This is a genomic window from Lentzea sp. NPDC102401, from assembly GCF_044765805.1.
GTDB classification, from domain to species: domain Bacteria; phylum Actinomycetota; class Actinomycetes; order Mycobacteriales; family Pseudonocardiaceae; genus Lentzea; species Lentzea sokolovensis.
In genome coordinates this window covers 13210-25634 of record NZ_JBIWKS010000016.1, presented here as the reverse complement: position 1 = coordinate 25634, position 12425 = coordinate 13210, and the positions used below count along the sequence as shown (strand labels likewise).

The following is a 12425-nucleotide window of genomic DNA, read 5'->3' as shown; positions in this document are numbered from 1 at the left end:
GTCCGTCACATCCTCACTCAGGAGGACCAGGATGCGAGTAGCGATCATCGGCGCCGGAGTCGCCGGCCTCACCACCGCCAAGGTGCTGCTGCAGGCAGGGCACGAGGTCGAGGTGTTCGACCGGACACCGGACGTCGGCGGCGTGTGGAGCCGCACCAGGCGCTACCCCGGTCTCACCACGCAGAGCCCGAAGGCCCAGTACTCGTTCTCCGACTTCCCGATGCCGAAGGAACTGCCGGAGTGGCCGACCGGCGAGCAGGTGCAGGCGTACCTGGAGGCCTACACGTGGCACTTCGGCGTCGACGCGTGCCTGCGCCTGGAGACGACGGTGACGTCCGTCGTGCCCGTCGGCGACGCGTGGGACCTGACCACGCACACCGGCACGACGTATCGCTACGACAGCGTGATCGTGGCCAACGGCGTGTTCTGCGAGCCGTCCGTACCGGCGTTTCCCGGCCGTGAGGAGTTCGAGGCGGCCGGCGGGCGAGTGCTCGCGGGCACCGAGTTCCTCGACGTCGAGGAGGCGCGGGACAAGCACGCGCTCGTCGTCGGGTACGGCAAGTCGGCGTGCGACGTGACGGTGCCGATCAGCGGTGTCGCCGCGAGCACTGACATCATCGCGCGGCAGCTGCTGTGGAAGGTCCCGCGCAGGATCGGCGGCGTCGTCAACTTCAAGATGCTGCTGCTGACCCGCATGGGCGAGGCGCTGTTCCGCTACCGGTGGCTGCGCGGGTTCGAGAAGTTCCTGCACGGCCCCGCGAACGGGATGCGGCGCTCGATGCTCAACTCGCTCGGATCGGTGTCGGTGAAGCAGTTCGGGCTCGCGCGGCACGACCTGGTGCCGTCCGGGCAGATGGAGGACATCGTCAAGGGCGCGATCGGACTCGCGACCGAGGGGTTCTTCGAGGGCGTCGAGTCGGGCGAGATCCGCGTGCACCGCGACAGGACGATCGCACGGCTCAAGGCCGGCGGCGCGGAACTCTCGGACGGCTCGGTGCTGCCCGCCGACCTGATCGTCTGCGCCACCGGGTTCACGCAGGGCGTGCCGTTCCTGCCGGACTCCGTGCAGGAAAAGCTGTTCGATGAGCGCGGCAACTTCGCGCTGTACCGGCAGATCCAGCCGATCGGCGTGCCTGGGCTCTACTTCAACGGCTACAACTCGTCGTTCTTCAGCCCGCTCAACGCGGAGATGGCGGCGTTGTGGATCGCGGCCGATCTCGCGGGAGCGCTCTCGCTGCCGGACGCCGCCGCCCGCCGGGCTGATGTGGCCGCGCAGCTCGCGTTCATGGACGAGGCGACGAACACGCACCACTGCCGCGGCACGAAGATCATCCCGTTCTCCCTGAAGAACGCCGACGAGGTGCTCGCGGACCTCGGTCTGCAGATCGGCCGGATGACCCGCGCGTCGCACTGGCTCAACCCGGTCGCGCCGTCGGCGTACCGCAAGGTCACGCCCCGGTTGCTCGCCCGGATCAGTCGAAACGAGGTTGGAGATCATGGAAACCCCCGTGAAGCATCACGTCTACCGCAGCGGTGAGGGCACGAACGTCGGCGCGATCGGCCTGGGCATCTACACGCGGCTGACCGGCGCGGACACCAAGGGCGCCTACTCGCTGTTCGAGTACGTCGTGCCGCCGAACCTGGGCGGGCCGCCCACGCACATCCACAGCCGCGAGGACGAGCTGTTCACGTGCGTGCAGGGACGGGTCGTCGTCGAACTGGACGGCGAGGAACACGTGCTGGGGCCGGGGGATTCGCTGCTGATGCCGCGCGGGGTACCGCACATGTTCCACAATCCGTTCGACGAGGAGACGCGCGTGGTGGCCGTCGTGTCGCCGCCGGGGCTGGAGAACTACTACCAGGCGTTGTCGGAGCTCCCGCCGGGCCCGCGGGACATGAAGCTGGTCGCGGAGATCATGGTGCGGCACGGGCTTTCGCTGCAGAAGAAGCCATGAGCCGGGCCGGCATGGTGCGGCAGATGTGTGCCGCGGTCGATTCCGGTGACGCCGAAGCGTTCGGTGCTTGGTTCGCCGCCGATGCCACCTACGTCTTCGGCAACAACGAGCCGCTGATCGGGCGTGAGGCCGTCGTGGCGGCGACCGCGGGTGCCGCCCATGCGTTGCCGTGGGTGCGGCACGTGGTCGACCAGGTCGTGGAGGTCGGGGACCAGCTGTTCTGCCGGTTCACCATCGAGACCGAGGCGCCGGACGGCAAACAGCTCGCGTTGCCCTGTGTGACGGTGATCTGGATGTCCGGAGACGAGATCGTCGACTATCGCGTGCACATGGACATATCGTCGGCGATGGCGTGAGAAAAGGGGCCCGGTTCAGTTCGCCGGGCCCCTCTCTTCATGCGGCTTGGGTTTGCCGGGTGGCCGGGCGGTGCACTGTGACGAGGAACCGTTGGCAGGCCTCGAAGTCGAGTTCGTCGCAGCGCCACGCGATGTGGCCGTCCGGGCGGATGACGTAGAGGGCCTGCGAGTCCGGTTCGGTGAGGCCGTAGTGCTCGAACACCTGCGCCGAGTCGGCGCGGTGCACCCGTTCGTCCGGCCTGGCTTCGACGCGGGCGACGAGGTGACTCGTGACACCGAGCTGGTTCAGGGCTGTTGTGTGCTCGGTGATCTCGGTCGCGGTGAGGTGCTTGCGGGACAACGCGATCACGTGCAGCTGATAGCCCTGCAGGAGGTCGAACACCTGCTCGCGGTCGTTGATCCTGGCGTCGGGAACGCGCTGGCCCGCCAGCGGGCCCTTGAGCGAGTAGAGCAGCTCGTTGACGTTGATCTCGCTGGGCCGGTAGCCGAGGCTCAGTTGCGAGAGGCGGTGGAACGACTTGCGGTGCGGGATCGGTGCCGCCGACATCCGTCCGATCAGGAACGGCCCCGCCGTGTCGCGCAGCCACGCCTGCCAGCCGCGCAGGCCCGCCGCGACCCGGTAGAGGCGGTCGGTGAACTTCAGCAGCCGCACGCCGGCCGGATGACGTTCGGCCGAGTAGGTGTCGAGCAGGTCCACGTCGTCGTTGATCGCCGCCGCGAGCTTCCAGGCGAGGTTGGCGGCGTCGTGCAGGCCGGTGTTCATGCCCTGGCCGCCCGCCGGGGAGTGGATGTGGGCGGCGTCGCCGACGAGGAACCCCCTGCCGCGGCGGTAGTCGTCGACGCCGCGCAGGTGGACCTGGTAGCGGCTGGTCCAGATCGGGGCGCTGAGGGTGACGGGCAGGTTCATCGCCCTGCGCAGCTCGGCTTGCAGGATCTCCAGGTCGAAGTCCGCTCCGGGCTCGCCGAAGTCGGTGACCATCACGCGTGAGGTCTCGGCGCCTTTCAGGGGCAGGAAGAGGCCGATGCGGTCGCGGTTCATGAACACCCGGAAGTGCGCGTGGTCAAGCGGCCACTCGACCTTGCAGTCGGCCAGGAGATAGCGCTGGCCGTACTTGTCGCCGTCGAAGCCGAGCCCGAGTTGCCGGCGGACCGTGCTGTGGGCGCCGTCCGCGCCGACGACGTACTGGGCGGTGATGGTCCGCTCTCCGACGACCGCGGTGATGGCGTCCTCGGTCTGGTTCAGCTCGGTGAGCCTCATGCCGCGCCTGACGGTGACGCCGTGCCGAGCGAGGTCCTTGAGCAGCACTTCCTCCACTTCGGACTGCGGCGCCATCAGGATGAACTGGTACGGCGTGGTCGCCGCCTTCGCGCGGTCGAAGTCGAGGCCACCGGCCTGCCTGCCCCTGATGTGGAAGCGGATGCCGGTCGTGACGACGCCGCGTTCGAGCAACTCTTCAGCGAGTCCGATGCCGCGGAACAGCTCGATGGTGCGGGCCTGGACGGCGAACGCTCTCGACTCCGTGGCGGGACCGGCGTTGGCGTCGACCACGCACACCCTGACGCCCTGGCGGACCAACAGCGCCGCGGTCATCAGCCCGCTCGGACCGGCGCCGACGACGAGCACGTCGCAGTCGTAGCCGGCCGGCCGAGCCGATGAGGCGGTCCTGGGTTTCGGCGGCGGGTTGACGGGGCGAGTCCGCGACTTGCCCAGACGGGTCCGGAAGCCACTGCCAGGCCGTGCGGTGATCTGCGGCAGCGGATTTCCGGTGAACCTGCCCCACAGACGGCGGGTGAGGAGGAAGACCAGCGTGACGATGGCAATGATCAGCAGTCCCACGGCTACCTCACCGCCGGCAGGTCGCTGGACATGCGCAGGAACTGCTGGACCAGCGGTCCTTCCACGAGCGGCTGGATCGCGCGCCGGAACTCCAGGACGTAGGGCTCGGCGAGGTGCTTCTCCAGGTCCTGCTTCGACCGGAACATCTCGTAGATCACGAACTGCGACCGGTCGGCCCGATCGCGGTGGACGTGGAACTCGATCGAGCCCGGCTCCGCGCGCAACGGCTCGACGAGACCGAGGATCAGCGCCTCGACGTCGTCCTCACGGCCCGGCCTGGCCCTGGCGAATCCCAGGTGGGTGTAGGGCCCTGTCTCGTCGGCGTCCGGCTCGGGCAGGACGACTCGCGCGTCGCTCATCAGGTCTCCCTCGACTGCTCAACGGATGATGAATTCACCATCGCAGCCAGCGGAAGAGCGATCACAGCGCGAGTCCCAGCGAGCGGGACCGCGACCCTTATGCAAAAGACGTTTGCGGTCGTCCGCAAACGTCTTTTGCATAACCGATATATCGGATATTGGATGTCGCCGGATCAGGCCAGGTCAGGCCCAGAGATCAGGCACCGAAGAAGACCTCGGCCTCTTCGTAGCGCTCGGTCGGGACCGTCTTGAGCTCGGCCGTCGCCTCCGACAGCTTCACGCGCACGATGTCGGTGCCGCGCAGCGCGACCATGGTGCCGAAGTCACCGGCGGCGACGGCGTCGACGGCGTGCAGGCCGAAGCGGGTCGCGAGCACGCGGTCGTAGGCGGTCGGCGTGCCACCGCGCTGGATGTGGCCGAGGATGGCGGCGCGCGATTCCTTGCCGGTGCGGTCCGCGATCTCCTCCGCGAGCCACTGGCCGACGCCACCGAGGCGAACGTGACCGAAGGCGTCGCGCTCACCGGAGTGCAGCATCTCGGCGCCGCCCTCGGGGATCGCGCCCTCGGCGACGACGATGATCGGCGCGAACTCGCTCTCGAAGCGGCGCTCGACCCATCCGACGACCTTGTCGACGTTGAACGGGCGCTCGGGCACGAGAATGACGTTCGCGCCACCGGCGAGACCGGAGTGCAGCGCGATCCAGCCGGCGTGACGGCCCATGACCTCGACGACGAGCGCACGGTGGTGCGACTCGGCCGTGGTGCGCAGGCGGTCGATGGCCTCGGTCGCGATGTGCACGGCCGTGTCGAAGCCGAACGTGTAGTCCGTGGCGCCGAGGTCGTTGTCGATCGTCTTCGGCACACCGACGACGCCGATGCCGTCATCGGTCAGGCGCTTCGCGACACCGAGGGTGTCCTCGCCGCCGATCGCGATGATGGCGTCGATGTTGTTCGCCGCGATGGTCTCGCGAATGCGGTCGACACCGCCCTCGACCTTGTAGGGGTTCGTGCGCGACGAGCCCAGGATGGTGCCACCGCGGGTGAGGATCTCCTCGACGTCCGCGAGGCCGATCTCCTTGGTGAGGTTCTCGATCGGGCCCTGCCACCCGTTGCGGAACCCGACGATCTCCCAGCCGTGTGCCTTGATGCCCTTGCGGACCACGGCCCGGATCACGGCGTTCAGACCGGGGCAGTCACCACCGCCAGTGAGCACACCGATGCGCATCTGCTTCCCCATCTCTCGTGTTCTGTGTCACGCAGACTGTCACGAGCTGTATCGGTGCAGCAACGCGGGTCTCACTTACCGGACGGGAAACCCGATTTTCCGCCGCTGCTCCTCGATCACCTTCCACCGTGCGAGGTTGTGCCGCGCGTCGGCGAGAGCGTCGTGCGCGTCCGCCGGAGGAGCAGGCAGCCTGGGGCGGCCGACGTCGTCCCAGCGTTGCCGCAGGTCACGCGTGAAGCGGGGCAGCGCACGCGGCAACGCCGGCATCGCACCCCACAGCTGCGCCAGCGCCACGTGGTCGTAGGCGGCGAACCACGCCCACAGCTCGACCTCGTCGCGCGCCGCGTTGCGGGCGCCCAGGAAGTCGAGCAGGTCCTCGCGGATGCGCTCGCGGCCGCGCCACGCCTTGTCCGCGGGCGAGGGCAGCTGGTTGAGCACGTTCTGCCGCACCCACGGTCCCGCTCGATCGGGATCGAACTCGGTGGACACGGCGTAGAACTCGCGGCCTTCCTCGTCGACCACACCGATCGACACGAGATCGATCGTCAGCCCGTCCTCGATGAACTCACAGTCGTAGAAAAACCGCACCGCGACACCCTAGGGGTGCGCTCAGCTCGCCTTCTTCTCGGGCACCCGGTCGCCCTTCTTGCCCTGTTCCGGCACGTCGGCGGTCTGCTCCTTGGCCTTCGCCGCGTAGACGTCGACGTACTCCTGGCCGGAGAGCTCCATCAACGCGTACATGATCTCGTCGGTGATCGACCGGAGCACGAACCTGTCGCCGGACAGCCCCTCGTAGCGGGAGAAGTCGAGCGGCTTGCCGATCTTGATGCGGATCGGGTACGGCTTCCACATCTTCGAGCCGATGGGGTTCGCCTTGTCCGTGCCGAACATCGCGACAGGAATGACCGGCGCACCGGACTCCAGTGCGATCCACGCGACGCCGACCTTGCCCTTGTAGAGGCGGGCGTCCGGCGAACGCGTGCCCTCGGGATAGATGCCGAGCAGCTTGCCCTCGCGCACGATCCGCACGCCGGTGTCGAGCGCTCCCTGCGCGGCGGACGCGCTGGACCGGTCGATCGGCACCTGGCCGACGCCGGTGAAGAACCACTTCTGCAGCTTGCCCTTGATCCCCTTGCCGGTGAAGTACTCGATCTTCGCCGGGAAGGTCATGCGCCGCGACAGCATCAACGGCAGGAAGAACGAGTCGGAGACGGCGAGGTGGTTGCTCGCCAGGATGGCGCCGCCGTCCTTCGGGATGTTCTCGGCGCCCTCGATGATCTTCGGCTGGAAGAACAGCCGCAGAATCGGTCCCAGGAGGACGTGCTTCATCAACCAGTACAGCACCTTGGGAAGCGCCTCCCTTAAGACCCCGCGAAACCTTGATCCCGACAATCAGCCTACGGAGCCGACCGCACCTCACACAACGAGTCCCAAGTTAGTGCGTCACGGCCGTGCCAGAACGCGGGCCGGGAGGCGGACCTGGGGACGCGACTGGGCCGACTGCCGTAACCCGCAACACATCCCGCCCGTGCAACGATGTGGGGTCAGAGGGTGGCGGCACGTGGGAGAGGCTCTGGATGAACGCCCGGCGCGACTCGACCGACGGACCGGAGAACGTCGACGAGCTCTTTGCCGAGATCGTCGCGGGTCTCGAACGGGACGGGGTCGGCAAGGACTGGCTCGACCTCGATGAGGCGAGTCCGCAAGAACCGGAACCACGCACCGCCGTGGCCGACGATCCGGCACCGGAGCCCGTTGACGAGCCCGAAGCCCGTGATCCTGCCGACGAGGACCACTACGTCCCGCCGGAGCCGCCGCCGTTCCCGGTGCTGCGCGCCTCCACGCTCGCGGCTCTCGGCCTGTTCGTGCTGGGCATCCTGCTGCTGGTCGCGCCCGGCATCTTCGGACTGCAGGCGCGCATCGGCACCCCGCTGTCCCTGGTGGCGCTGTGCGCGGGTGTCGGCTGGCTGATCCTGCGCATGCGCAACACCCCGCCGCCCGACTCGGGCTGGGACGACGGCGCCCAGGTGTGACACGTCACGTCCCACTTGGTAACGACGTGATAACAGCCACTCAAACCTTCAGATAACGATTCGGTCGTGCTTACCGTGTCGCCCATGGACCAGATGCAGCACCTGATGATGGCCCGCGCCATGGCGACCCTGAGCAAGAAGGACGCGGAGCGCGCCAAGCGCCGCCCGCGCATCCTGCGCCTGCTCGGCCGCTAGATCTGGGTCCGGCGCTCTTCCGCCGGACGTTCGAGCCAGATGTTCGCGGCGGGTGAACAACCCCGACACGCCCGCCGCGACATTCCCCAAATCGATATATCAGTCTCGCTGACCTGCACCTTTGCAACAAGTCTTTTGACTGCGTCCGCAAATGAGCTGATGCAATGCCGCTTCCCGCGGGTGCGCGCCGACCGGGCTGCTCAGGGCAGGCCGGTAGTCAGGTCAGCCGGACTTCGAACGCCGGCGCAGTGCGGACGGTTTGTGGACCGCGTCCCTGCCGCTCTTCGCGCTCTCCACGCGGTACTGGGGCTCGTCCTCCGAGGCCTTCACCTTGCGGCCCGCCGCCTCCGTCTCCTCGGTGATCTCCTCCTTCACCTCGCCGTGCGTCGTCGAGCCGTGGCTCGACCACTCGACCTCGTCACCTGGTTCGTAGGGATGCTTCGTCATACCGGACGGGTACCCCGTTCGGACGCGTCAACCCGGCCAGAAGGAGGCCTTGGAGCTGGAGCGATGGCTCGGCTCCGACGAGTCCGAGGAGGTCGGCGACGTCGAGGACGGCCGCTGGCGCCACTCCCTGATGAACTGGGGCCACGACCCCTCGGGAAATAGCTCAGGAACGGCGCGAGTGGTTCTTCGCCGCCGGTGCGGTCGTCTGGGAGGTCATCTGGGCCGCCATCTCGCGGGCCAGAGTCGCCGCGCCCACGATGCCCGCGTCGTCGCCGAGCTGGGCGGTGCGGATCCGGGCCAGCGGGCGGTGGCCCGCTCCCGTCACCACGGCGGAGTAGCGCTCGCGGGCGTCGTCGAGGAACAGCGGCGCCGACGTCGACACGCCTCCGCCGATGACGATCACCTCGGGGTCGTAGACGTCGGCGACGAGCGCCAGGCCCTCGCCGAGCCAGCGGGCCAGGTCGGCCATCGCGCGCTTGGCCAGCGGGTCGCCGTCACGGGCCGCGCCCGCCACCCGGCGGCCGGTCACCGCGCGGGAGTCGCCGGCGGCCTCGCGGGCCAGGACGGTGGAGACGCCGGGGTGCTTGGCTAGCAGTTCCACCGCCGTGGCGCTCAGGGCCGTGCCGCTGCAGTAGCGCTCCCAGCAGCCGTTCTTGCCGCACGGGCAGGGGCGGCCGTCCGGGACGACGCGCAGGTGGCCCAGTTCGGGGGCCACGCCGTACGCGCCGCGGAAGACCTCGCCGTTGAGCAGCAGCGCGGCTCCGATGCCCGTGCCGATGGCGACCAGGACGGCGGTCTTGGCGCCTCGGGCTGCGCCGAAGCGGTGTTCGGCGAGGGCGGCGGCGTTCGCGTCGTGTTCCAGGACGACCGGCATGCCCAGGCGGTCGCTCATGCGGTCGGCCACGTCGGCCTGCCGCCACGCCAGGTGGGGCGCGAAACGGACCGTGCGGCGGTCTGAGGCGATGAAGCCCGCCACGGCCAGTCCGACGGCGCTCACGGCGTGGCGGTCCGCCACCTCCTCCACGGCGGCGACGATCGCGTCTTCGAGCGCGCGCTCGCCCGCCGGGGTGGGCGCGCGGGAGGTGTCCAGCACCGAGCCGCGCGGGTCCACGACGCCAGCGCGCACGCTGGTGCCACCGATGTCCACTCCGACCGTGAGCACTAGTCGGTCTTCCTGACGACCTTGATGTGCTGCACGCGCTGTCCCGCGCCGGAATCATGCTCCGGCGCGTGCTCCTCGGAACCCGCGGAAGGAGCCGGGGCACCGGGCTCGCGCAGGGCGGCACGCAGCACCGCGACCAGGCCCGCCGCGTGTTCGGCGGCCTTCGCGGCCAGTTCGGAACGGTCGCCGCGCAGCAGTGCCACGCCGTTGCACAACGGACACCAGCCGCACGTCTCGGGCGTGTGCGAACCGTCGCCCGCCTCGGAGACGCGCTGCAACCACGGCTGCATGCGCTCGGCGGCCGTGTCGATGAGCAGCCGCAGCTCCTCGGCGAGCTTGCCGGTGTTGTCCTGAGTCATCTACAAGCTCCTGATCAGCGCCAGAGGGAAGGGTCCGGGCGGAACCCCACCGTCACGCCACCCGAGTCCATCTCCGCACCGGTGACGATGCAGCGCCTCAGCAACGACGGCAGCGCCACGAGCCGACGCCGGCCGTCAATGGTCAGCGCCAGGTCGTCGCCCACGCGCGCGAGGTCCAGCTCCGTGTCGTCGGCCAGCGGCAAAGCGATCCGCAACGAATATCGGGCGTCGAGCCCGCGACCGCTGCCCGACACCTCCAGCAACGACTCCGAGACCGCGGCGCCCGGCAACGGGTCCGAGTCGCCGTACAGCTGCTCGGCGACCTCCAGCAGCGCCGAAACGCCCACGGGCTCCGACGCGCGGTGGTCGACCGTGCGGATCTCACCGATCCCGGTCAGCTCGGCCAGCACCGCGTCCTGCTCGTGGCGACGCGTGCGCAGCCACGAGGCAGCGGCACCGCGCGCGGCACCCGGCGAGGGCACCAGCCGGTTCGCGATCACGCTGTCGACCCGGATTCCCTGCAACGCCAACGCGGTCAGCGTGCGGCGGGTCTCGGCGGCGACGACGCGTTCCGGCGTCAGCACCAGCCGCACCGAGCACGACGACGAGTCCGTGAGCATCGAACGCAACGCGTCCAGCCGCTCGGCGAGCCGGCTCAGCGCGTCGGCCGTCGCGTCCCACTTCTCGACGGTCCCGGTGCCGGCGACGCCCGCGAGAAGCCCGCGGACCACGCGCCGGTGCGTCGGGAAGAGCCGTTCGAGGTAGCCGGCGAACGCTTCGGGCAGCGACAGCAGCCGCAACGTCTCCGCGGTCGGCCCGCAGTCGACGACCACGACCTCCCACGGCCCGGACGACGCGAGCCGCCGCACCTCCGCCAGCGCGAGGAGTTCCTCGACACCGGGAAGCACGGTCAGTTCCTCGGCGTCGAGCTCGTCGACACCGGCGCCGGCCAGCACGGTCCGCAGGTGCCCGCGCAGATCACCCCAGGCCTCGTCGACGAGACCGCGAGGGTCGATCTGGCAGGCGAACAAGCCATCCGATCCGTCCACTTCGGACGGTTCGGCACCGAGACGCACGTCGAGCGCGTCCCCCAGCGAGTGCGCGGGATCGGTGGAGACCACGAGCGCCTTGCGGCCGTGCGCGGCCAGCGAGGCGGCCGTCGCGGCCGACAGCGTCGTCTTGCCGACCCCGCCCTTGCCGGTGAAGAGCAGGACCCGGCTCAAGCCGCCTTCTCCGCGCGCTTCTTGAGTTCCTTGAGCGCGGTGTCGAGGATCAGCTTCTCGGCCTTGCGGCGGAACAGCCCGATCATCGGGATCACCAGCTGCACCGACAGCGTGTAGGTGACCTTGGTGCCGGTACCGGACGGCGCCAGCACGTAGCTGCCCTGCTGCGCCTTCTGCATGGTGCCCTTGACGAGCTGCCACTTCACCGACAGACCGTCGGCGGCCCAGTCGTACTTCAGGGTGTACTCGTCCTTCACGGGACCCTGGTCGATCGCGAACCGCACCTGCTCGGCACGGCCGTCGTCGCGGGAGTCGAGGACCTCGACTTCCTTCATCCCGTTCGCCCAGTCCGGGTACGACGGGAAGTCCGCGATGATCGCCATGATCTTCTCAGGCGGAGCGTCGATGACGATGGACTGAGTGGACTCGTCGGCCATGTGTGAGGAGGTTACTCGCGTCTTTACCAGTTGAGGACGTGAGGCTTGCCGCTGCGCTGGAAGTGCCCGACGTTGACGCACTCGGTGTAGCCGACGCGCACGCGCCTGGCCAAGGGCTGGTGCACGTGCCCGAACACCGACCAGCGCGGACGCTCGCGCACGATCTTGTCCAGCGCGGCCCGCGATCCCCATTCGGGACGGCGCGCGACGACGTCGTAGGTCAGTTCCGGCACGAGCGGCGGTATGTGCGTGCACAGCACGTCGACCTGGCCGATCCGCTCCAGCGCGGCCGCCATGTCGGCCTCCGTCCGCAGGTACGGGAACCACGGCGCGTTGGGGTTGCGGACCAGTCCGGGCACCATCAGCCCGCCGCCCGCGAAGCCGAACCTCAGCCCGCCGATCTCCGCGGCCTCGCCGTCGAGCACGTGCACGCCGTCCCGGGCGAACTGCGGCCACAGGTGCGGACTGTCCACATTGCCCGGTGTCGCGTACGTCGGCGCGGACATGGCGCTGAACAACGCGTGGTACTGCTCCAGCACCGCTTCTTCCACGACGGAACGGGCGTCGGCGAGTCCGTCCCACAGCGATCGGATGTAGCTCGCCGTGTCCGCGCGCCTGGTGCCGCGTCTCAGTTCGGCGAAGATCCCGACCTTCTCCGCGCCGAAGACGCGGCCGAGGATCCCCTTGGAGTGGTCGTAGTAGTCGACGAAGTCGATCAGGTCGCCGAGCACGACGAGAGCGTCCGCCCCGTCGCCGGCACGCGCCAGCGCCTCAGCGTTGCCGTGCACATCCGAGACCACGTGAACCCGCACGGTTCCAACTTAGTTGACGCCGCAT

15 protein-coding genes are annotated in these 12425 nt (G+C 69.2%); 4 read left to right on the top strand and 11 right to left on the bottom strand.

All coding sequences use genetic code 11. The annotated features are described in order from the left end of the window. Positions 1-31: 31 nt before the first annotated feature. The 3 genes from ACIRG5_RS40335 to ACIRG5_RS40325 all read left to right on the top strand — a co-directional run bounded on the left by ACIRG5_RS40335 (position 32) and on the right by ACIRG5_RS40325 (position 2311). Positions 32-1537 carry a flavin-containing monooxygenase gene (locus tag ACIRG5_RS40335; protein WP_402915212.1) on the top strand — a complete coding sequence of 502 codons (1506 nt, stop codon included), beginning with the start codon at positions 32-34 and terminating at the stop codon, positions 1535-1537. 91 nt (positions 1538-1628) lie between these two features. Next, positions 1629-1955, top strand: a complete 327-nt coding sequence (locus ACIRG5_RS40330; RefSeq protein WP_402915209.1) for a cupin domain-containing protein — start codon at positions 1629-1631, stop codon at positions 1953-1955. Continuing rightward, the gene (locus ACIRG5_RS40325) at positions 1952-2311 is read left to right on the top strand and encodes a nuclear transport factor 2 family protein (protein ID WP_402915206.1); all 360 of its coding nucleotides are present in this window, start codon (positions 1952-1954) and stop codon (positions 2309-2311) included. The genes ACIRG5_RS40330 and ACIRG5_RS40325 overlap by 4 nt, the downstream gene beginning before the upstream one ends. Positions 2312-2348: 37 nt before the next feature. Here the strand turns inward: ACIRG5_RS40325 and ACIRG5_RS40320 are convergent, their stop codons facing one another. The 5 genes from ACIRG5_RS40320 to ACIRG5_RS40300 all read right to left on the bottom strand — a co-directional run bounded on the left by ACIRG5_RS40320 (position 2349) and on the right by ACIRG5_RS40300 (position 7076). Then, positions 2349-4148, bottom strand: a complete 1800-nt coding sequence (locus ACIRG5_RS40320) for an FAD-dependent monooxygenase (RefSeq protein ID WP_402915203.1) — start codon at positions 4146-4148, stop codon at positions 2349-2351. 2 nt (positions 4149-4150) lie between these two features. Then, positions 4151-4507 carry a putative quinol monooxygenase gene (locus ACIRG5_RS40315; RefSeq protein ID WP_402915201.1) on the bottom strand — a complete coding sequence of 119 codons (357 nt, stop codon included), beginning with the start codon at positions 4505-4507 and terminating at the stop codon, positions 4151-4153. A 196-nt stretch (positions 4508-4703) separates the two neighbouring features. Then, positions 4704-5732: a 6-phosphofructokinase gene (locus ACIRG5_RS40310; RefSeq protein ID WP_319978683.1), complete on the bottom strand. Its 1029-nt coding sequence runs from the start codon at positions 5730-5732 to the stop codon at positions 4704-4706. Positions 5733-5807: 75 nt separating this feature from the next. Next, positions 5808-6320, bottom strand: a complete 513-nt coding sequence (locus tag ACIRG5_RS40305) for a polyadenylate-specific 3'-exoribonuclease AS (RefSeq protein WP_402915198.1) — start codon at positions 6318-6320, stop codon at positions 5808-5810. 21 nt (positions 6321-6341) lie between these two features. Beyond that, positions 6342-7076 carry a lysophospholipid acyltransferase family protein gene (locus ACIRG5_RS40300; RefSeq protein ID WP_402915195.1) on the bottom strand — a complete coding sequence of 245 codons (735 nt, stop codon included), beginning with the start codon at positions 7074-7076 and terminating at the stop codon, positions 6342-6344. A 233-nt stretch (positions 7077-7309) separates the two neighbouring features. Between ACIRG5_RS40300 and ACIRG5_RS40295 the strand changes: the two genes are divergently transcribed. Further along, positions 7310-7765, top strand: a complete 456-nt coding sequence (locus tag ACIRG5_RS40295; RefSeq protein ID WP_402915193.1) for a hypothetical protein — start codon at positions 7310-7312, stop codon at positions 7763-7765. A gap of 417 nt (positions 7766-8182) precedes the next feature. Here the strand turns inward: ACIRG5_RS40295 and ACIRG5_RS40290 are convergent, their stop codons facing one another. From ACIRG5_RS40290 to ACIRG5_RS40265, 6 genes are all read right to left on the bottom strand, one after another. Further along, positions 8183-8407, bottom strand: a complete 225-nt coding sequence (locus ACIRG5_RS40290; protein WP_319978378.1) for a DUF2945 domain-containing protein — start codon at positions 8405-8407, stop codon at positions 8183-8185. A 163-nt stretch (positions 8408-8570) separates the two neighbouring features. Then, positions 8571-9569, bottom strand: coding sequence for an ROK family glucokinase (locus ACIRG5_RS40285; RefSeq protein ID WP_402915190.1), 999 nt, complete (start codon positions 9567-9569; stop codon positions 8571-8573). Beyond that, positions 9569-9928, bottom strand: a complete 360-nt coding sequence (locus ACIRG5_RS40280) for a hypothetical protein (protein WP_402915187.1) — start codon at positions 9926-9928, stop codon at positions 9569-9571. The genes ACIRG5_RS40285 and ACIRG5_RS40280 overlap by 1 nt, the downstream gene beginning before the upstream one ends. A 14-nt stretch (positions 9929-9942) precedes the next feature. Then, entirely contained in the window at positions 9943-11151 is a 1209-nt protein-coding gene (locus ACIRG5_RS40275) for an ArsA family ATPase (protein ID WP_402915185.1), read from the bottom strand. Further along, positions 11148-11588, bottom strand: a complete 441-nt coding sequence (locus tag ACIRG5_RS40270) for an SRPBCC family protein (protein WP_093599897.1) — start codon at positions 11586-11588, stop codon at positions 11148-11150. The genes ACIRG5_RS40275 and ACIRG5_RS40270 overlap by 4 nt, the downstream gene beginning before the upstream one ends. 23 nt (positions 11589-11611) lie before the next feature. Next, on the bottom strand, positions 11612-12400 hold the full coding sequence (locus tag ACIRG5_RS40265; RefSeq protein WP_402915182.1) for a metallophosphoesterase: 789 nt from the start codon (positions 12398-12400) through the stop codon (positions 11612-11614). Between the last annotated feature and the right edge of the window lie 25 nt (positions 12401-12425).

Bases quoted from the DNA above. Each gene is read 5' to 3' on its own strand.
- ACIRG5_RS40335 (WP_402915212.1), top strand. From the start codon at position 32: ATGCGAGTAGCGATCATCGGCGCCGGAGTCGCCGGCCTCACCACCGCC.
- ACIRG5_RS40325 (WP_402915206.1), top strand. From the start codon at position 1,952: ATGAGCCGGGCCGGCATGGTGCGGCAGATGTGTGCCGCGGTCGATTCC.
- ACIRG5_RS40315 (WP_402915201.1), bottom strand. From the start codon at position 4,507: ATGAGCGACGCGCGAGTCGTCCTGCCCGAGCCGGACGCCGACGAGACA.
- ACIRG5_RS40310 (WP_319978683.1), bottom strand. From the start codon at position 5,732: ATGCGCATCGGTGTGCTCACTGGCGGTGGTGACTGCCCCGGTCTGAAC.
- ACIRG5_RS40295 (WP_402915193.1), top strand. From the start codon at position 7,310: ATGAACGCCCGGCGCGACTCGACCGACGGACCGGAGAACGTCGACGAG.
- ACIRG5_RS40290 (WP_319978378.1), bottom strand. From the start codon at position 8,407: ATGACGAAGCATCCCTACGAACCAGGTGACGAGGTCGAGTGGTCGAGC.
- ACIRG5_RS40280 (WP_402915187.1), bottom strand. From the start codon at position 9,928: ATGACTCAGGACAACACCGGCAAGCTCGCCGAGGAGCTGCGGCTGCTC.
- ACIRG5_RS40270 (WP_093599897.1), bottom strand. From the start codon at position 11,588: ATGGCCGACGAGTCCACTCAGTCCATCGTCATCGACGCTCCGCCTGAG.